Below are 18,621 nucleotides of genomic sequence, written 5' to 3'. Positions count from 1 at the left end.
CCGCGAGTTACTTCTTTGCTCGTGCAAAGAAGTAACCAAGAAACACGCCCGGGATTCGCCCAGGAACCTTGCTCCGGACGCGCCAGGCCGGCGGCGCTGAAACTCGCTGCGCTGCGCTTCGCTCAGACAGTCAGCGCCTTCTCCCGGCCTGTCACGCCCTCCACAAGGGGCTCATATCGGGAGGGAAGGTCCAAACAGGCGGTATTCCAGCACCCGCGATAAGCCCGAGCTGTAGGGTGCGGTTGAGCGAAGCGAAACGCACCATCCAGACGCTGGGGCAACCCTGATGCGATTCGCTGCGCTCATCCGCATCCTACGATGGGGTCTGGCGCCCGCTGGCGGGCGCGGCACGCTTGGGCCGAAGGCCGCGCGTGCCTAAGATGTCGGAAGACCCAGCCTCCATCCATGTGCTACGCCGCTGGGACAGCCGTTGTTTGGACCTTCACCCCCGTTGTCGTCGCGCCGAGTGGAGAGGATTTTCGCGGGAAGAGAGGCGCTGACTGTCTGAGCGAAGCCAAAGGCGTAGCGAGTTTCAGCGCCGCCCGCGAAAATCCTCGGAGCGAGGGAAACCCCGGCCCGCGCAGCGGGCCGGGGTCGCGGCAGTCGGGCGTGTTTCTTGGGTACTTCTTTGCACGAGCAAAGAAGTACCTCGCGGCGCGCTGGCGAGACAGCGCATCGCAGGCGGCTAGCCGAAACCATCGTAAACACCGGATGCCGAACCAGGCCCAGCCGTACAACGGCGCGAAGCGCGTGGTTCAGGCGTGCAGCAGGTGTGCGGGGTAGGGCGAGCCGTCCAGTTCGCGCAGGACGGGGCCGGTTGCCGCGACTTCCAGGTAGCCCGGGTGCTCGTCCCAGGCCGGGAGGACGCAGCGCTGGCGGGGCTGCCCGTCGACCGTCAGGTCGTGGATCGCGGGGCGGTGGGTATGGCCATGGATCATCAGCGGGACATCGGCGTCGCGGAAGGTATCCGCTACGGCGTCGGCATTCACGTCCATGATCGCGTCGGCCTTCATCCGGCTGTTGTCACGGCTGGTGGCGCGCATGGACTCCGCCTGGCGGATGCGTTCCTCCAGCGGATGGGCTAGGAAGGCCCGCTGCCATTCGCCGCCGCGCACCTCTTGGCGAAAGGCCATGTGCTCGGTGTCGTCGGTGCACAGGGAGTCGCCATGCAGCAGCACGGCGGGTCCGCAGGGCAGGGCCGCGTGCAGCGGCTCGGGCGCCAGCTGCATCCCCGCGCGCGCGGCATAGTCCGGACCCACGAGAAAATCCCGGTTGCCATGGATGAAGGCGACCGGGATCTCGAGTGTCTGCAGGGCCTCGGCGAGCTGTTCGGCGGCCGGGAAGCCGGCGTCATCGCCGACCCAGTATTCGAACAGGTCGCCGAGGATGTACAGCGCCGAGGCGTTGCGCGCCGGTCCCTTCAGGAAGGCGAGTGTGGCCTCCAGCAGGGGGCCGGGCTCGCGATCCAGGTGCAGGTCGGAAATGATCAGGGCCGGCGCGCTGGAAGCCACGGGGTGGCTCAGTCCTCGACGCGCTTCACGCTTTCCATCACGACCGGCTCCTGCGGCACATCCTGGTGCATACCGGAACGCCCGGTGGGCACGGACTCGATCTGGCGCACGACGTCCATGCCCTCGGTCACCTTGCCGAAGACCGCATAACCCCAGCCCTGCGCATTCGGGGCCGTGTGGTTGAGGAAGTCGTTGTCGTTCACGTTGATGAAGAACTGCGCGGTGGCCGAGTGCGGATCCTGGGTGCGCGCCATGGAGATCGCACCCACCTCGTTCTTCAGGCCGTTGTCCGCCTCGTTGCGGATCGGCTCGCCGGCGGACTTCTGGCTCATGTTCTTGTCGAAGCCGCCGCCCTGGACCATGAAGCCCGGGATCACGCGGTGGAAGATCGTACCGTCGTAGAAGCCGTCATCCACGTAGGACATGAAGTTGGCGACCGTCTCCGGGGCGGCTTCGGCGTTGAGTTCCAGCACGATGCGGCCATGGTTGGTTTCGATCGCGACCTGCGGATTGGTATCGGCCATGGGGGCTCCTGAAAGCAGTAGGGCAAGAAGGGCGGTGGCCAGCACAATGCCGAGCCGGAAACGGGATCGCTGCACGGGACTGGCCCTCCGGATGAATGTCGGGCGGCCATGGTACCCGGCAGGCGGGGTGCCTGCCAGCAACGCTACTAGGGAGACGCTGATTGAATCGCGCGTCCGCGTTGGTGCCCCCTGTTTTCCGAGACAAGGCGAGCCGTGCAGCGGGTAGTGGTTCTACCCGCAAGCGGCGCAACGCAGGATCGGGGAACAGGGGGCACCAACCCCACCAGCCATCGAAATCAGGGGCTCGGCCGCCCGTTGTTATCAAAAACGGGCGCGCACAGCGTTGCGGTTCCCTTGTGCAGAATGACTGCACGGCAGTCACCGCGCCTTGTTCGCACGCAAAAGCGACTCGGCGCGGACGCGCGATTCAATCAGCGTCTCCCTAGGGCCACGGCCGGCCCGGCTGGTGGCCTGCGGGGTGCTCCGCTACCATGCGCGCGATGACGACACCGCCGACCAAGACCCGTTTCGCGCCCAGTCCCACCGGGCTTCTCCATCTCGGCAACGTGCGCACCGCGTTGTTCAGCGCGCTGTTCGCCCGCTCGCGCGGCGGGCACTTTCTGCTGCGGATCGAGGACACCGACGCCGAGCGCTCGCGCCCGGAGTTCGTGGCCGCGCTGATGCGCGACCTGCGCTGGCTGAAGCTGGACTGGGACGAGGGCTTTGACGCTGGTGGCGATGCCGGACCGTATGCCCAGTCCGAACGCGGCGGGATCTTCGACGGCTATTACCAGCAGTTGATCGAAGCCGGTCAGGCCTACCCCTGCTTCTGTTCGCCCGCCGAGCTGGAGCGGGGGCGCAAGCGCATGCGCGCCCAGGGCAAGCCGCCGCGCTATCCGGGGACCTGTGCCCACCTGAGTGCGGAGGAGGCCGAGCGGCGCTTGGCCGAGGGGCAGAAGCCGACCCTGCGCTTTCGTGTGCCGCTGGGCCGCACGGTCCGTTTCGAGGACGGGGTGCGCGGGCCGGTGAGTTTTCGGACCGACGAGATCGGCGATTTCGTGATCCGCCGCTCCGACGGTACGCCCGCCTTCTTCTTCTCCAACGCGATCGACGACGCCCTGATGGGCGTAACCGACGTGGTGCGCGGGGAGGACCATATCGCCAACACCCCGCGCCAGATGCTGCTGCTGGAGGCGCTGGGGCTGACGGCGCCGGCCTATCACCACCTGCCGCTGGTGATGGGGCACGACGGTGCGCCGCTGTCCAAGCGCAATGGCTCGGCCAGCGTGGAGGATCTGCGTAGTGCGGGTTACCTGCCGCTCGCGATACTCAACCATCTCGCACGCCTCGGGCACCGCTACGAGTCGGACGAACTGCTGAGCGATGAGGAACTGGCCACCGGGTTCAGCCCGGAGCGTATCGGTCACAGCGCTGCGCGCCACGATGCACAGCAGCTGGAACACTGGCAGGCCGAGGCCCTGCGACAGCTATCCGATCCCGATCTGCTGGCCTATCTTGAGGGCTTCGATGTGTTCGGGGAGGTGCCGGCGGACCAGCGCCCGGCACTGGCGGGGTTGTTGCGTGACAATATCACCCGTGCCGAGGACGCCCGTATCTGGGTGGAGGCCTTTGCCGCCGATCCGGCCCCGGTGAGCGAGGCGGCCGCCGCCGAGTTGCAGCAGGCGGGCGCGGATTTCTACCGCGCCGCCCTGGATGCCCTGGACGAGGCCGAGGATTTCCCGACCCTGGCCAAGGCCGTCGGCGCGGCGACGGGTGCGAAGGGGCGCAAGCTGTTCATGCCGCTGCGCGCGGCCCTGTCCGGTCAGGCCCATGGGCCGGAACTGCCGCGCATCTTCGAGTACCTGGGGCGCGAGCGGGTGCGTGCGCGCCTGCAGTCCGCGCTTGAGCAGGCGGGCTGAAGGGGCCTTCAGTCGCCCTCGGGCGATTTCGTCGCCGTCACCTTCAGTTCGAGTGCGCCGCGTGCCAGGCGGGCCTTCAGCGGCGCGTCGATCTCGGTCCGTGCGGCGTCGCGCAGGACCTGTCCTTCTTTCGTTTGCAGGATCGCATAGCCGCGCTCCAGGACTGCCTGGGGGCCGAGGGCGTTCAGCTGGCGCCGGTTTGCCTGCAGCCGTTGCTGGCGGATCGTCAGGGCCTGGCGCATCTGGTATTCGAGATCCCGGTGCAGGCGCGCGAGGCGTTCGCGGTGCGTGCGGATGTCGTGTGCCGGGGCGGCACGTGCGAGACGCTGGTGCAGGTGGTCGAGGCGCATCCGCGCGGAGGCGATGCGGTTGCCGGGGGAGGCCCCCGCCAGGCGCAGGCGCAGGTGCTGCAGGCGCTGGCTGGCCTGCTCGTGCCGGCGCTGCCAGGCGCGTTGCAGGCGCTCGTGCTGGTCGTCCAGGCGTTGCGCGTTGCGTTCCATCAGCTGGCGCGGGTGGCGCCGTTCGAGCCGGGTCCACAGGGCGTTCAGCGTCTGCCGGTGCTGGGCGACGCGCTGGGCCGCGAGTGTAGTCATCCGGTCGCGCGCCCGTTCGATCCGGTGGCGCAGGGTGGCGCCATCCGGGCTGACCGCCTCGGCGGCCGCGGTTGGTGTGGACGCGCGCAGGTCGGCGACGAAGTCCGCAATGGTGGTATCGGTCTCGTGCCCGACCCCTGTCACGACCGGGATCGGCGAGGCGGCGATGGCGCGGGCGACGCTCTCTTCGTTGAACGCCTGCAGGTCCTCCAGCGAACCGCCGCCGCGGGCCAGGATGATCACGTCCACGGTGCCCTCGCGGGCGGCCTGCTCCAGGGCCGCGACGATCTGGCTGGCGGCCTGCGCGCCCTGTACCGCGGTGGGGTAGAGGGTGAAGGGCAACAGCAGCGGGAAACGCCGGGCCAGGGTGCGCTCGATATCGTGCCGCACATCGCCCTGGGTGGAGGTGATTACGCCAAGGCGGTGGGTCCAGGCGGGGAGGGGCTTCTTCCGCTCGGGGTCGAACAGGCCCTCGGCGGCGAGCTTTTCCTTCAGGCGCTGGAAGGCCGCCAGGAGCTGGCCCTCGCCGGCCGGCTGCAGCTGCTCGACGATGATCTGGAATTGCCCGCGTGCCGCGTAGATCCCGGCGCGGCCCTGGATCTGCACCGCGTCGCCGTCGGCGAAGCGGGCGGCGTTGCGGGCATTGCCGCGAAAGAGCACGCAGCTTACCGAGCTGTTCTCGTCCTTCAGCGAGAAGTACTGGTGGCCGGAGGCGTACTGGCGCAGGTTGGAGACCTCGCCCTCCACGCGTACCCGGCCCAGGCCGTCGCGCAACAGGCCGTCGGCACACTGGTTGAGTTCGGTGACGGTCAGTACGGGGGCGTCGCTCATGGCTCGGGATCGGGATTCACGGACGTGGTGTTCGGGATGTGCGTGGCGAGGGGCTATTGTCGCCGGAACACGCGGTGCAGGACATCGGTGCCGCGTCCCTGCGGGTTGGCGCGCAGGCGGGCCTCTTCCTCCGCCAGCATGAAGAACAGGCCTTCCATCGCATGCTCCAGGACGTGCTCGACCGGGTCGAAGCGCACGCGCGCGAGGAAGGGGATGTCGCGCATGCGCTCCTTCAGCTCACCGTAGGTATCCAGGGCCTGCACCTGTTCCAGGCTTTGCTGGATGGCCGGGCGCATGGCCTCGGTGATACCCGCGCGTGCGTGACGTTCGAGATGCCGGGTGGCGGCATCGTCATTGCCGACCAGGATTTCCCGAGCGTTGTCCAGATTCAGCGCGAAAACGGCCCGTACTAGGGGTTCGCGGGCCTCGGGTATGGCGGTCTCGGCGGCCCGGTTCATCCCTTCCTCGAGCTGGTTCAGCGGCGTGGCCATGCCGATGCGGTCCAGCGACCGGCGGGCGGTCGCGAGCACCTCCGGGAGCGGGATACGTACGTCCGGGTTGCCGAAGAATCCGTTGCGCTGGGCCAGGGTCTCGGTGGCGGAGTGGCTGGCGATGATCAGGGCCTCGTGGACCGCCTCGATGATCTCGGCCGTGTCGAGACCGGAGGCATTCGGGCGGCGGGTCAACGCGCGCAGGACGTCGGGGTTGAAGGGCCACCAGCTGGCGCGTGCCGCCGGGGCCGCGGCTACCGTCAGCAGTCCGGGTGCGAGCATCAGTGCAAGCAGTCGGCGGCGGCTCAGGCGGGGCATGAACGGACTCGGTGGCTTGAAACGAGGACGAACATCGTAGCAGGGTGCCGATTTTGCGTCTGCCGGGCGACATGCACTGCGGTTGTCCGGTCTGCTTGTCGGGAGGTGGCCGGAAAATTTATACTGACCGGCTATTTATCTTTCCGGGAAAGAATCGATTCTTTCCCCCGCTGGACTGTCCTGGAGCGATGCATGCGGATACTCGGTGAAGCCCTGACCTTCGATGACGTGTTGCTGATCCCGGGGCATTCGAATGTCGTCCCCCGCGATGTCGACCTGACCACGAACATTACTCGCGAAATCCAGCTGAGCGCGCCGGTCGTCTCCGCCGCGATGGACACGGTCACCGAGGCGCGTCTGGCGATTGCCATGGCGCAGGAAGGCGGGCTCGGGATCGTGCACAAGAACATGTCGGTCGAGGCCCAAGCCGCCGAGGTCCAGCAGGTCAAGAAGCACGAGAGCGGGGTGATCAGCGAGCCGATCACCATCGGGCCAACCGCGACGATCGGCGAGGTCGTGGAGCTGACCCAGGCCAATCACATCTCCGGCGTGCCGGTGGTCGATGGCAATGACCTGGTCGGCATCGTGACCTCCCGCGACCTGCGCTTCGAGACCCGCATGGAGGCCCCGGTCACCGAGATCATGACCCCGCGCGAGCGCCTGGTGACCGTGCCCGAGGGCGCGGACCGCGGTCACGTGCTGGAACTGCTGCACAAGCACCGCATCGAGAAGGTGCTGGTGGTCAACGACGACTTCCAGCTGCGCGGGATGATCACCGTCAAGGACATCCAGAAGTCCACCGAACACCCGCACGCCTGCAAGGACGATCGCGGTCGCCTGCGCGTGGGCGCGGCGGTCGGTGTGGGTGCCGGAACCGACGAGCGCGTGGCCGCGCTGGTCGAGGCCGGAGTGGACGTGCTGGTCGTGGATACCGCGCACGGCCATTCGCAGGGCGTGCTGGATCGCGTGGCCTGGGTGAAGAAGCACTATCCGGATGTGCAGGTGATCGGCGGCAACATCGCTACCGCCGCGGCCGCGAAGGATCTGGTCGCGGCCGGGGCCGACGGCGTGAAGGTCGGGATCGGCCCGGGCTCGATCTGCACCACCCGCATCGTGGCCGGCGTGGGTGTGCCGCAGATCACCGCGATCTCCGACGTGGCCGATGCACTGAAGGGGACCGGCGTGCCGATGATCGCCGATGGCGGCGTGCGCTTCTCCGGCGACCTGGCCAAGGCCATCGCCGCCGGCGCCAACTGCGTGATGCTGGGTTCGATGTTCGCCGGCACCGAGGAGGCCCCGGGCGAGGTCGAGCTCTATCAGGGCCGCTCCTACAAGATCTACCGCGGCATGGGCTCGCTGGGCGCGATGCAGCAGGGCTCCTCGGACCGCTATTTCCAGGACCCGAACAGCTCGGCCGACAAGTTCGTGCCCGAGGGCATCGAGGGCCGGGTGCCGTACAAGGGCTCGATTGTCGCGATCATCTACCAGCTGATGGGCGGGCTGCGCTCGTCCATGGGCTATGTCGGCGCGCACGACATCGAGGAGATGCGCAGCAAGCCGCACTTCGTGCGCGTGACCGCCGCCGGCATGCGCGAGAGCCATGTGCACGACGTGGCGATCACCAAGGAAGCCCCGAATTACCGAATGGACTGACCCGGCCGCCACGGCCGGGTATCCCCCGACACCCATCGGCCGCCCGGCCGGTAAAGCGGATGACCTCATGACCCAGGATCTTCACGCCCACCGCATTCTGGTGCTGGACTTCGGCTCCCAGTACACCCAGCTGATCGCCCGCCGCGTGCGCGAGGCCGGGGTCTACTCCGAGGTGCACGCCTGGGACATGCCGACGGCGGATATCCGCGCATTCAACCCCACCGGCATCATCCTGTCCGGCGGTCCGGAGTCGGTGAACGTCGACCACCCGCCGCGCGCCGAGGATGCGGTGTTCGAGCTGGGCGTGCCGGTGCTGGGGATCTGCTACGGCATGCAGACCATGGCCGCGCAGCTGGGCGGCCGGGTCGAGCCGTCCGAGCGCCGCGAGTTCGGCTACGCCCAAGTGCGTGCGCGCGGCCATACGCCGCTACTGCGTGATATCGAGGATCACACCACACCGGAGGGCTACGGCCTGCTGGACGTGTGGATGTCGCATGGCGACCACGTGACCGAACTGCCGGAGGGCTTTCGCCTGATGGCCTCCACCGACTCCGCGCCGATCGCCGGCATGGCCGACCCGGAGCGCGGCTTCTACGGCGTGCAGTTCCATCCCGAGGTCACGCACACGACCCAGGGCCAGCGCATCCTGGAGCGCTTCCTGCACGAGATCTGTGGCTGCGAGTCGCTTTGGACCGCGGACAACATCATCGACGACATGGCCGCGCGGGTGCGCGAGCAGGTCGGGGACGACCACGTGGTGCTGGGCCTGTCCGGCGGGGTGGACTCCTCGGTGGTCGGGGCGCTGCTGCACAAGGCGATCGGCGACCAGCTGACCTGCGTGTTCGTGGATACCGGCCTGCTGCGCCTCGGCGAAGGCGACCAGGTGATGGCGACCTTCGCCCGCCACATGGGCGTGAACGTGATCCGCGTCGATGCCGAGGACCGCTTCATGCGTGCGCTGGCCGGGGTCGAAGATCCGGAGGCCAAGCGCAAGGTCATCGGCGGGCTGTTCATCGACGTGTTCGACGAGGAGGCCGCGAAGCTCGACAACGTGCAGTGGCTGGCCCAGGGCACGATCTATCCGGACGTGATCGAGTCGGCCGACTCCAAGACCGGCAAGGCGCATGTGATCAAGTCGCATCACAACGTGGGCGGGCTGCCGGAGAACATGAAGCTGGGGCTGGTCGAGCCGCTGCGCGAGCTGTTCAAGGACGAGGTGCGCAAGATCGGCGTGGAGCTGGGTCTGCCCACCGAGATGGTCTACCGCCACCCGTTCCCGGGGCCGGGTCTGGGCGTGCGGATCCTCGGCGAGGTGAAGAAGGAATACGCCGATCTGCTGCGCCGGGCCGACGCGATCTTCATCGAGGAGCTGCGCGCCGCGGATCTGTACGACAAGACCTCGCAGGCGTTCGCCGTGTTCCTGCCGGTGAAGTCGGTGGGCGTGATGGGCGACGGCCGGCGCTACGACTACGTGGTGGCGCTGCGCGCGGTCGAGACCATCGACTTCATGACCGCTCGCTGGGCGCACCTGCCGTATGACTTCCTCGACCACGTCTCGCGCCGCATCATCAACGAGATCCCCGGCATCTCGCGCGTCACCTACGACATCTCCGGCAAGCCCCCGGCCACCATCGAGTGGGAGTGACTGGAATTGCCAGGCATTGTCTGGCACTGCCCGGCCTTATGGCTGAGGTTTCAAGAGACCGCAGTTGAGCGATCTTCTGTGCAAAGAGACAGTACCGCAAGGACGCGGATCATACCCGTAATCGCGCGCGGGCATGAATGTCGGGTCTCGGGTCCGGTCGGTTCTGGAGAGGCACTGGATCAACCAGTGGTTCCCTGCTCCACGCCGATGTGCCAGCGGGGCCACCATCACGGCTGGCTGGTGCCGAAGCAAGCTGCAACCCCTATGGAACGACTCAAGGCCTGGCCGCCGGTGCGACCGGATAGGTCTTGCAAACGCGTCTATAACTAGGCGAGGCCCGACCGATAGGATTCCAGTGGCATGCTTGCCTTGTCCGCGGCCATTGCATTGATCCTGGCGGCAGCCCATCTCTTCGCCGCCTACCTCGAGTCCGTGCGCCTTTCCCCCCGCAGCCGCTGGCTCTCCTTCGCCAGCGGCGTCTCCGTGTCGTTCGTGTTCGTGAAGCTGCTGCCCTATCTCCATCAGGCGGATGCCATGCTTCGCATGGATGACCAGTTTCCACTGGCCTACGTGTTCGCGCTGGGGGGGATGGTGGCGCTCTATGGTCTGGAGATTGCTGTACGCGGGGCCCGTCGGCGTGCGCCGGCCGGACAACAGCGGCGATCGTGGTCATGGATATTCGTGCTGCACCTCGGCGCATTCGCTGCCTACAACGCCTTTCTCGGCGCGTTACTCGTCGGCCAGAGGCACGAGCCGGTCGTGCAGCAATTGCTCTTCCTGATGGCGCTTCTTCTCCACAACGTCGTCAACGACTTCTCGCTGCGCGAACACCATCAAAAGGAATACCGCCATTTCGGCAGGTGGGTACTGGCTGTCTCCGTGATGGCGGGCTGGTCCGCCGCAACGCTGGACATCGTGCCGGACATCGTGGTCTACACGGTGATCGCGCTGGTCGCCGGAGCAATCATCCTCAATGTGCTCAAGGAGGAGCTGCCCGCCGACCGCGAGGGTCGTTTCGGTGCATTTCTTCTGGGTTGCGTCGCCTTTACCTCGCTCTGGCTGCTTTCGGTGCAGATCGGTGGAGGCCACCAGGGGGTTTGACGAGGGATCCGCTCCGCGCTGCTCGAGGGGCTGCCCTACTCGATGATCTGGTTGACGTGCTCCAGGCCGATCGCGTCGTCTTCCCAGTCCAGTGTTCGGGTGGGCGAGCGCGGGGCCAGGCGGCGCAGTGCCGATACCCCTTCGCGATCGATATGGGCCAGGCGATGGGGTGTGCCGGCGTGGCTTTCGATGTTCGCCGCCTGCACGATGTCGCTATAGCTGATCGGCGATTCGGCCTCCGGTTCGCGCTGGAGGTTCTCGTGGTCGGCGACCGCGCGGATGATCTCCGGCTCGAAGTTCCAGTTCTTCAGCATCGCACGGCCGATCGCGACGTGCGCGGCATCCGCCGCCGCCTGCAGGGCGCGCGGATCCTCGTAGATCTCTGGTGTCTTCTCCGCGCGGCGCAGGATCGGGATCATGCCGATGTCGTGCACCAGGCCTGAGAGCAGGGCGGTATCCGGGTCCAGGTGGGGGTGCCGCCGGGCCAGCAGATAGCTGATGATCGCGACCTCCAGGCTGTGGTTCCACAGCGCCTCCATGCGCTGCCGGATTGCGTCGTTGCCGCTTTGAAACACCTCTTTCATGGACAGGGCGATGATGGTCTGGCGCGCACGTTCCATTCCCAGGCGCGTGACCGCAGAGCGGATGGTCGCGCAGCGACTCAGTCCACGATAGGCCGGACTGTTGGCGTGGCGTACCAGCCGTGTGGCCAGCGCCGTGTCGCGCGAGATCAGATTGACCAGATCGGCAATGGAGCTGGTGTCGTCCTGCACGATGAACAGCGCCTGCACCGAGATGTCCGGCAGGGTCGGGATATCGATCTGCTGGCGTTCCAGATCCGAGCGCAGGCGCTCGAGGAATTTTTCCACTTCCGCGCGGGTGGCCAAGGGTCTTGCCTGTGGGGCTGGGAGGTTGGGTGCAATTATGCCACAGGGTGCCGCTGGCGCCGATCGGACGGCGACCCTGGTTGACGGGTTTCCGGCCGCCACCGATGATGGGGTACGAACCCGACAGGAGGTCGTGATGCGCCGCTTTGTGCTGGATACCAGCGTGTTCACCAACCCGCATGTGGCGGGCCAGTTCGGCGCGGATGCGGAGGACATCCTGCGTACCTTTCTGCATCTGGCGCGGGACTGCCCGGCCGAGTTCTACATGCCGCTGTCGGTGTACGAGGAGTTTCGTGGCATGCGTGATCTCGAGGCCCTGGCCGCGGATTTCGAGACCGTGGTCTGGGTGCGCTCCCCGCGCCGCTTCGCGCTGACACTGCCCAGCGATATCCTCTACGAGTTTATCGACGAGGTGCGCACGCGCATCGACCGCGGGCTGCGCATCGCCGAGGAGCATACGCGCCAGGCCGGCGCGGCCGATTCGCTCCGGCCGGAACTGATCACCCAGCTGCGCGAGCGCTTTCGCGAGGCCATGCGCAAGGGCCTGGTGGATTCGCGCGAGGATGTCGACGCCGTCCTGCTGGCGATGGAGCTGGATGCCGAGCTGGCCAGCGCCGACGAGGGCATGCGCAAGCTGGGCAATCGCATGGGCATCAAGCTGGTCACCGCCGACTACCTGCGCCGGGTGATGGAGAATCTCGCCGAGACGGAGCGTCCCGGCGCCTGACCCGGCGCTCGGGTCAGTCGTACTGGCGGTCGCCCGCGAGGGCGGAGGCCAGCGTACCGGTGATGCGGTCGAACTGGCGTTCGAACTCCAGCAACCAGTAGCCATCCTCCTGACGCGGCGCGTCATCCGCAAAGCTTACGTGGCGTCCGCCTGTGGCCTGCATGTGGTTCATGAAGTGCAGCGCGTTGGCACGCTCGCGAAAACGGCAGCGATAGCGATGACCGACATGGCCCTGCCGACGGTGCTGCGCGACCGCACTGTAGAGCCCCGAGAGCAGCGCCTGGCCCAGTGCCTGGTCGAGGTCGGCGTGGTGTCGATCCGGGTGCTCGGACAGGAAGATCGCGAGGCGCGTCAGGCGGTTGGTGAAGTACTCCGGTGGCAGGTCGAGCAGCTGTTCCGAGCAGACCCGGATATCGGAGACGCAGGAACTCCCGGTGACATATTTTGCCCGGTGCTGGCCGTCCGCCGTCTTGAGCACCAGCCCCTCGGCGCCTTCCTCGTCCAGCCGCTGAATCAGTCGTCCGAGCGCCCGGGTGTCGTGTGGGGTGAACTGTCCGTGCAGGGGCGCCGGGGGTAGTGCGTGGTGCTCGATCAGGGAGAATTTCTCTGGCTGGGGCACGAAACCGGGCTGGCCCAGGCGCATCAAGTCGAAGACGAACAAGCCCACATCGTGTGCGACCCGGGGGGTGGAACCTTCCAGGTACGGCGTATCCGGGCCGGCGATCTCGGCGCACAGGATCAGGTCGGGCTCGGCGTCGAAGATCACCGGGTCCATGAAATCCGTTACCCGGTCGGTGCTGAACGCGCAGACGTAGCCGCCGCGGCTGAAGGCATAGATGCGCCCGTGCCAGCGCAGGATGCGCACGTTGAAGCCGTCGATCTTCTCCTCCGCCCAGAAGGGCTGGTCGAACTGGCGGGGCAGCCCGGCCTCCAGCGACTGGATGCGTCCGATTGCCGGGTAGCCGGGGACTATTGAACCGTCCGGCAATACTACGGATCCGCGCGGGTAGTGATTCACCGGCTCCAGCAGCCGGGCGTACTCCAGCCCGTCAAACGTAAGGGCCTCGGCGCGGCGATTCGCGATGGCGTCCTGCAGTGTTTCGTGGTCGATCATGCGTGCTCTTCTTCCAGTGTCTTTCGCAGGCCTCGGATCTGATCTTTCAGGGCCTCGGTGTGGCGGCGGGCCTTGTCGGCCTGGGTCACCAGGCGCCGCGCCATGCTGATGATCCGCAGCTGGCGTTCCATCTCGGCCATGCTCAGCGAGCCGAAGGTCCCTTCGCGCAGCAAGGCGGCCTTCAGTTCAACGTAGGCGGTCGCCACCGTGTCCACAGCCTCGGCGGTGGCCAGGTCATGGCCGTTGTCGCCATCGTCCGATTCCAGGTTGCACAGGTCCAGGGCGCGTATCGCCTGTTCCTGCCACGCGCGGCGCTGTTCGGTCACGATCGGGCGCTCCTCGCCGCTGGACTGGCGGCGCAGGTCGGCGATGTCGTCGGCCAGTATGGCGACCTCGCGGTGGTAGCGGGCGATGCGTACGGCCTCGGCGATGCCATGGCCGACCTGTTCCGGCATCGGGTGGTTGGCCGTGTGCGCGGCGAATTCCACGATGGCCTGGGTCAGCTGCTCCGCGGCCATGCGCCGGCGGTCCAGGATGCCGGCCGCCGGCGGGGCCGTTTGCAGGGCCTCGCGGGCCATCGAATGCCCGATGTCGGACAGGCGTTCGGTCTCCTGGATCAGCGACTGCAGGGCGAGATCCGGGACCCCGGAACTGCTGCGGTCCAGGTACCGTGGCCGGGCGATGTCCTCCTCGATCGTGCGGAAACGGCCCTGCAGCCAGCGGATCATCGGCGGGGCGACCGGGGCCATCAGTGCAACCCCCAGCAGGTTGAACGCGGTGTGGAACACCGCGAGCAGCATCGCCGGGGCCGGCGCCTCCCCGGTGCTGCCCCAGATCCAGGCGATCGCGGCCAGGAACCAGGGCAGGATCAGCAAGGCGACGATCGCGGTCAGGCCGTTGAAGATCACATGGGCGGCCGCGACGCGCTTGGCGTTCGGAGTCGCGCCGATCACGACCAGCAGTGCCTTGATGGTGGTGCCGAGGTTGGCGCCGATCACGGCCGCAGCGGCCGCCTCCAGCGGGACCGCGCCGCTCATCGCGGCGGTCAGGGCCATGGCCATCGAGGCCGAGGAGCTCTGCATCAGCACGGTCAGCAGCGCGCCGATCCCGACCATGATGACCAGCCCGAGGAAGCCGGGGCGGGCCAGCGCGCCGAGGTCGAAGGTCGCGCTGAGCCCCTCGAAGGCCTCGCGCAGTACGTCGATGCCGAAGAACAGCAGGCCGAAGCCGGCCAGCGCCAGGCCCAGGTAGCGCGGCCGCGCGGCCTTCATGAACAGGTAGAGCAGGGCGCCGATGCCGATCGCCGGCAGGGCGAAGGCCTCGATGCGGATGTTGAAGCCGATCAGTGCGACCAGCCAGCCGGTCATCGTGGTGCCGACGTTGGAGCCGAAGATCACCCAGACCGACTGGCCCAGCGTCAGCAGACCGGCATTGGCAAAGCCGATGGTGGCGACCGTGACCGCGCTGGAGGACTGCACGAGTGCCGTCACGCCCATGCCCGAGGCGAGGGCACGCGGCCGGGTGCGGGTCCACTGCCCGAGGATGTGCTGGAGGGCCTTGCCGCCGGCGGTCTTCAGGCCGTCGGTCAGCAGGGTCATCCCGAGCAGGAACAGCCCGAGACCGCCGAGGAAGCCGGCGATCAGGGCGTAGGTGCTGACGGCTTCGGCCTCCGGCATCGCTGCTGTGGGAGCGCGGCGTTACAGGGTGATGGTCTCGCCGAAGGCGGGTACATGCGCCTCGGCCCCCAGCTCGTCGCGCAGCCCGGCGGCCAGGGCCTCGCGTGCCTCCGGCTCGCCGTGGACCAGATGGAACACCGGCTGGTCCTGAAAGGCGCGCGCCCAGTCGAGCAGCTGGCTGCGCCCGGCATGGGCGGAAAAACCGCCCAGGGTGTGGACCTTGGCGTTCACCGCGACCTCGTCGCCCAGAAGCTTGACCTTCTCGGCGCCGTCGACCAGACGCCGCCCCAGGGTGCCGGCGGCCTGGAAGCCGACGATCACCAGGTGCGCCTCGCGCCGCCACAGGTTGTATTTCATGTGGTGGCGGATGCGTCCGCCATTGCACATGCCGGAGCCGGCGATGATGATCGCGCCGCCGGTGATGCGGTTGATCGCCATGGACTCCTCGACCGTGCGGCAGACCTGCAGCCCCGGCAGGTAGGCCGCCGGATCCCCGTTCGCGGCCTGGTGCAGCCGGTCCATGTCCCCCGGGTCCAGCGTCCGGCGCAGACGCGCGTACAGCTCGGTGACCTTGATCGCCATCGGGCTGTCGAGGAAGACCTTCTGCTGCGGCAGGCGGCCGGCGTGGTGCAGCATGCTCAGGTGGTAGAGGATCTCCTGGGTACGGCCTACCGCGAAGGCCGGGATCAGCACGTTGCCGCCGGAGCGCTCCGCCTCCTCGAGTACCTGCGCGAATTCCTCGATCGTATCGTCCATCGGACGGTGGTCACGATCGCCGTAGGTGCTTTCCAGCAGCACGTGGTCCGCGTGTTCCAGGCGCGCCGGGTCGTTCATCAGCACGGCGTCGGTATTGCCGAGGTCGCCGGAGAAAACCAGGTGCCGGTCGCGCCCCCCGGAGGGCACGATCAGGTCCACGATCGCGGAGCCGAGGATATGCCCGGCATCGCGAAAGGTCAGTCGGACGTCGCCCGCGATGGTCCGCGTGTCGCCGTAGCGCACGGCCTCGCAACGCCCCAGGGTTGTCGCGACATCGTCGATGTCGTAGATCGGCTCCAGCAATGGCTTGTCCGAACGGCGACGCCACTTGTTCTCCCACTCGATGTCCTTGCTCATCACGAAGGCCGAGTCCTCGAGCATGATCTCCAGCAACTCCTCCGTGCCCGGCGTGCAATAGATCGGCCCGCGGTAGCCGTCGCGGACGAGCTTGGGCAGAAGCCCCGAGTGGTCCAGGTGACCGTGCGACAGAATGACCGCATCCAGGTCCCGGGCCAGTTCCTCCAGCGAGGCGCGGTTGGCCTCGTCGGCGTCGTTGCCCCCCTGATGCAGGCCGCATTCCAGCAGGATGCGGGTATTTTCGATCTCGAGTAGATAGCGCGAGCCGGTGACTTCGCCGGTTGCGCCCATAAAGGTCAGTTGTGCCATGAGGCGAAGTGTACGCGGGACGCGGGTGTGATGGGCAAGCAAAGCGTTCGCACTTGATCCGGATCAACCCCGGGCGCGGCAGTTGACCGCATGGGTTGACCCACCCCGGCCCGCAGGCGAGGCTGTCAACAGGACCACGGAGGAGGTTGCAACGCGATGCGGCTGAGCAGTCCGGCGTTTGCCGATGGAGAACGGATGCCGATCGAGGTCTCGGCGCGGGATGCCAACGAGCTGCCGCCGCTGGAGATCCGCGAGGTTCCGGCCGGATCGCGCAGTCTGGCCTTGATCCTGGAGGACCTGGATTCGCCCCTGGGGGATGTCACTCACTGGCTGGTCTGGAACCTGCCGCCGGATACGACGCGGGTGGATGCCCTGCATCTGCCGAGCGAGGCGCGCGTGGGAATGGATGCCTTCGGCAAGGTGGGCTATCTCGGCCCGGTCCCGCCGGAGGGCTGTCATCACTACCGCTTCCGCCTGCAGGCGCTGGATGCCGAGCTGGAGCTGGAGGCGGGTGCGACCCGCAGCCAGTTCGATGCCGCAGCCGAGGGACATGTGCTGGCCGAGGTCGACCTGACCGGGGCGCTGTGTTCCGGGGACGAGGGCGCGGATCCCGATGGGCCGGCCTGATCCCGCCAGCGGGGAGGCCGCGGCATGAACCACTACCGACCGGAGGCCTTCTTCGCCACGGTGAACCCGACGGTGTTCACCGCCTCCGCGATCATGGTGGTGGTGTTCGTCGCCTTCGGGGTGATCTTCCCGTCCACGGCCAGCGAGGTGTTCGCCAGTATCCACGGCTTCATCACCGAGTACCTCGGCTGGGGGTACCTGCTGGTGGTGACCTTCTTCCTCGGCTTCCTGATCTGGCTGGGGTTCAGCCGCTACGGCGTGATCCGGCTGGGGCAGCCGGACGACCGACCGGAGTTCGGCTTTGCTGCCTGGTTCGCGATGCTGTTCTCCGCCGGCATGGGGATTGGCCTCGTGTTCTGGAGCGTGGCCGAGCCGATCCTGCACTACCAGCACCCGCCGACCGGCGATGGCGAGACCGACGCGGCCGCACGCCAGGCGATGGTCTACACCTTCTTTCACTGGGGCCTGCACGCCTGGGCGGTGTACGTGGTGCTGGGGCTGTCGGTCGCCTATTTCAGCTTCCGTCACCGTCTGCCGCTGACCATCCGCTCGATCTTCTACCCGCTGCTGGGGGATCGCATCTATGGCCCGATCGGGCATGTGATCGACATCCTCGCGGTGTTCGGCACCCTGTTCGGGCTGGCGACCTCGCTGGGATTTGGGGCGATGCAGCTCAATACCGGGCTCAACGTGCTGGTCGACATGCCGGTCTCGCACTGGTGGCAGGTGGGCATCATCACCGCGATCACCGCGGTGGCGGTGCTGTCGGTGATCTCCGGGCTGGATCGCGGGCTGAAGTGGGTCAGCGTGTTCAACTTGGTGCTGGCGATCAGCTTCATGCTGTTCGTGCTGATCGCCGGGCCGACGCTATTCATCCTGCGCTTCTTCCTCGACTCCACCGGCGGCTATCTGCAGCAGATCATCCAGCTCAGCCTGCACACCGACGCCATCGGCGGCTCGCAGTGGCAGAAGGACTGGACCATGTTCTACTGGGCGTGGTGGATCGCCTGGTCGCCGTTCGTCGGCATCTTCATCGCGCGCATCTCGCGCGGGCGCACTATCCGCGAGTTCATCGTCGGCGTGCTCGCCCTGCCCAGCCTGTTCGTGTTCGCCTGGATGGCGATCTTCGGCGGCACCGCATTGCACATGGAGCTGTTTGACGACGGCGCCGGGATCGCCGCGGCAGTGGCCGAGGACACCACCGTGGCGCTGTATGCAACCCTGGCGCAGCTGCCCTGGACCACGATTGCCTCCGGCGTGGCGACCCTGCTGATTGCGACCTATTTCATTACCTCGTCCGCCTCTGGCACCTACGTGGTAGATGCGCTGATCTCGCGCGGTTCGAAGCACTCGCCGAAGCGTCAGCGGGTGATCTGGGGCATTACCGAGGGGGCGGTGGCCGCGACGCTGCTGATCGTCGGCGGCGAGCGTGCGCTGGACAGCCTGCAGACCGGTTCCCTGACCGCCGGGCTGCCGGTGGCGATCATCCTGGTCTTCTGCTGCTTCAGCCTCATGCGGGCGCTGGGCCGCGAGTACCGCGTCGAGGGCGTGGACCCGCCCTGGCGCTGACCCATCGCTCCGG

At 67.4% G+C, this 18,621-nt stretch carries 15 protein-coding genes; 7 read left to right on the top strand and 8 right to left on the bottom strand.

All coding sequences use genetic code 11. The features are described 5' to 3' along the window. Window positions 1–755 precede the first annotated feature (755 nt). Both G372_RS0105845 and G372_RS0105840 read right to left on the bottom strand, forming a co-directional pair. Window positions 756–1,511: a UDP-2,3-diacylglucosamine diphosphatase gene (locus G372_RS0105845; RefSeq protein WP_019624666.1), complete on the bottom strand. Its 756-nt coding sequence runs from the start codon at window positions 1,509–1,511 to the stop codon at window positions 756–758. Between the two features lie 8 nt (window positions 1,512–1,519). Continuing rightward, window positions 1,520–2,035 (bottom strand): peptidylprolyl isomerase, encoded by a 516-nt coding sequence (locus G372_RS0105840; RefSeq protein ID WP_018137548.1) that lies wholly within the window; start codon window positions 2,033–2,035, stop codon window positions 1,520–1,522. Between the two features lie 491 nt (window positions 2,036–2,526). On the opposite strand from G372_RS0105840, the gene gltX reads away from it, so the two are divergent. Further along, complete coding sequence (gltX, locus tag G372_RS0105835) at window positions 2,527–3,954, top strand: glutamate--tRNA ligase (RefSeq protein WP_018863655.1); 1,428 nt, start codon at window positions 2,527–2,529, stop codon at window positions 3,952–3,954. Window positions 3,955–3,962: 8 nt separating this feature from the next. Here the strand turns inward: gltX and xseA are convergent, their stop codons facing one another. Together xseA and G372_RS0105825 are read right to left on the bottom strand one after the other, a co-directional pair. Beyond that, complete coding sequence (gene xseA / locus G372_RS0105830; RefSeq protein WP_019624665.1) at window positions 3,963–5,378, bottom strand: exodeoxyribonuclease VII large subunit; 1,416 nt, start codon at window positions 5,376–5,378, stop codon at window positions 3,963–3,965. A 53-nt stretch (window positions 5,379–5,431) separates the two neighbouring features. Then, window positions 5,432–6,187, bottom strand: a complete 756-nt coding sequence (locus G372_RS0105825) for a DUF4197 domain-containing protein (RefSeq protein ID WP_019624664.1) — start codon at window positions 6,185–6,187, stop codon at window positions 5,432–5,434. Between the two features lie 192 nt (window positions 6,188–6,379). Between G372_RS0105825 and guaB the strand changes: the two genes are divergently transcribed. The 3 genes from guaB to G372_RS0105805 all read left to right on the top strand — a co-directional run bounded on the left by guaB (window position 6,380) and on the right by G372_RS0105805 (window position 10,586). Continuing rightward, the gene (gene guaB, locus G372_RS0105820) at window positions 6,380–7,840 is read left to right on the top strand and encodes an IMP dehydrogenase (RefSeq protein WP_018863658.1); all 1,461 of its coding nucleotides are present in this window, start codon (window positions 6,380–6,382) and stop codon (window positions 7,838–7,840) included. Between the two features lie 67 nt (window positions 7,841–7,907). Then, on the top strand, window positions 7,908–9,485 hold the full coding sequence (gene guaA, locus G372_RS0105815) for a glutamine-hydrolyzing GMP synthase (protein ID WP_018863659.1): 1,578 nt from the start codon (window positions 7,908–7,910) through the stop codon (window positions 9,483–9,485). Window positions 9,486–9,845: 360 nt separating this feature from the next. Continuing rightward, on the top strand, window positions 9,846–10,586 hold the full coding sequence (locus tag G372_RS0105805; protein WP_018863660.1) for a hypothetical protein: 741 nt from the start codon (window positions 9,846–9,848) through the stop codon (window positions 10,584–10,586). Window positions 10,587–10,621: 35 nt separating this feature from the next. On the opposite strand, the gene G372_RS0105800 is transcribed toward G372_RS0105805, so the two are convergent. Then, entirely contained in the window at window positions 10,622–11,473 is an 852-nt protein-coding gene (locus G372_RS0105800; protein ID WP_018863661.1) for an HDOD domain-containing protein, read from the bottom strand. A 136-nt stretch (window positions 11,474–11,609) separates the two neighbouring features. Here G372_RS0105800 and G372_RS0105795 point away from each other — a divergent pair, with 136 nt between their 5' ends. Beyond that, complete coding sequence (locus tag G372_RS0105795) at window positions 11,610–12,200, top strand: RNA ligase partner protein (protein ID WP_026278926.1); 591 nt, start codon at window positions 11,610–11,612, stop codon at window positions 12,198–12,200. A gap of 13 nt (window positions 12,201–12,213) precedes the next feature. Here G372_RS0105795 and G372_RS0105790 read toward each other — a convergent pair whose 3' ends face one another. The 3 genes from G372_RS0105790 to G372_RS0105780 are packed head-to-tail and all read right to left on the bottom strand — an operon-like array spanning window position 12,214 to window position 16,412. Next, window positions 12,214–13,314 (bottom strand): RNA ligase, encoded by a 1,101-nt coding sequence (locus G372_RS0105790; protein ID WP_018863663.1) that lies wholly within the window; start codon window positions 13,312–13,314, stop codon window positions 12,214–12,216. Continuing rightward, the gene (locus G372_RS0105785) at window positions 13,311–14,990 is read right to left on the bottom strand and encodes a Na/Pi cotransporter family protein (protein WP_018863664.1); all 1,680 of its coding nucleotides are present in this window, start codon (window positions 14,988–14,990) and stop codon (window positions 13,311–13,313) included. Before G372_RS0105785 ends, G372_RS0105790 begins: the two co-directional genes overlap by 4 nt. 21 nt (window positions 14,991–15,011) lie before the next feature. Then, window positions 15,012–16,412, bottom strand: a complete 1,401-nt coding sequence (locus G372_RS0105780) for an MBL fold metallo-hydrolase RNA specificity domain-containing protein (RefSeq protein WP_018863665.1) — start codon at window positions 16,410–16,412, stop codon at window positions 15,012–15,014. 195 nt (window positions 16,413–16,607) lie between these two features. Here G372_RS0105780 and G372_RS0105775 point away from each other — a divergent pair, with 195 nt between their 5' ends. Continuing rightward, window positions 16,608–17,039, top strand: a complete 432-nt coding sequence (locus G372_RS0105775; RefSeq protein ID WP_026278927.1) for a YbhB/YbcL family Raf kinase inhibitor-like protein — start codon at window positions 16,608–16,610, stop codon at window positions 17,037–17,039. Window positions 17,040–17,063: 24 nt separating this feature from the next. After that, window positions 17,064–18,608: a BCCT family transporter gene (locus G372_RS0105770; RefSeq protein ID WP_018863667.1), complete on the top strand. Its 1,545-nt coding sequence runs from the start codon at window positions 17,064–17,066 to the stop codon at window positions 18,606–18,608. Window positions 18,609–18,621: the final 13 nt, after the last annotated feature.

The organism is Thioalkalivibrio thiocyanoxidans ARh2 (genome assembly GCF_000385215.1).
GTDB classification, from domain to species: Bacteria; Pseudomonadota; Gammaproteobacteria; order Ectothiorhodospirales; family Ectothiorhodospiraceae; genus Thioalkalivibrio; species Thioalkalivibrio thiocyanoxidans.
The sequence above is the reverse complement of the archived record's forward strand: the minus strand, read 5'-3'. Positions and strand labels throughout refer to the sequence as shown.

Bases quoted from the DNA above. Each gene is read 5' to 3' on its own strand.
- G372_RS0105840 (WP_018137548.1), bottom strand. From the start codon at position 2,035: ATGGCCGATACCAATCCGCAGGTCGCGATCGAAACCAACCATGGCCGC.
- gltX (WP_018863655.1), top strand. From the start codon at position 2,527: ATGCGCGCGATGACGACACCGCCGACCAAGACCCGTTTCGCGCCCAGT.
- xseA (WP_019624665.1), bottom strand. From the start codon at position 5,378: ATGAGCGACGCCCCCGTACTGACCGTCACCGAACTCAACCAGTGTGCC.
- G372_RS0105825 (WP_019624664.1), bottom strand. From the start codon at position 6,187: ATGCCCCGCCTGAGCCGCCGCCGACTGCTTGCACTGATGCTCGCACCC.
- guaB (WP_018863658.1), top strand. From the start codon at position 6,380: ATGCGGATACTCGGTGAAGCCCTGACCTTCGATGACGTGTTGCTGATC.
- guaA (WP_018863659.1), top strand. From the start codon at position 7,908: ATGACCCAGGATCTTCACGCCCACCGCATTCTGGTGCTGGACTTCGGC.
- G372_RS0105805 (WP_018863660.1), top strand. From the start codon at position 9,846: ATGCTTGCCTTGTCCGCGGCCATTGCATTGATCCTGGCGGCAGCCCAT.
- G372_RS0105795 (WP_026278926.1), top strand. From the start codon at position 11,610: ATGCGCCGCTTTGTGCTGGATACCAGCGTGTTCACCAACCCGCATGTG.
- G372_RS0105790 (WP_018863663.1), bottom strand. From the start codon at position 13,314: ATGATCGACCACGAAACACTGCAGGACGCCATCGCGAATCGCCGCGCC.
- G372_RS0105785 (WP_018863664.1), bottom strand. From the start codon at position 14,990: ATGCCGGAGGCCGAAGCCGTCAGCACCTACGCCCTGATCGCCGGCTTC.
- G372_RS0105780 (WP_018863665.1), bottom strand. From the start codon at position 16,412: ATGGCACAACTGACCTTTATGGGCGCAACCGGCGAAGTCACCGGCTCG.
- G372_RS0105775 (WP_026278927.1), top strand. From the start codon at position 16,608: ATGCCGATCGAGGTCTCGGCGCGGGATGCCAACGAGCTGCCGCCGCTG.
- G372_RS0105770 (WP_018863667.1), top strand. From the start codon at position 17,064: ATGAACCACTACCGACCGGAGGCCTTCTTCGCCACGGTGAACCCGACG.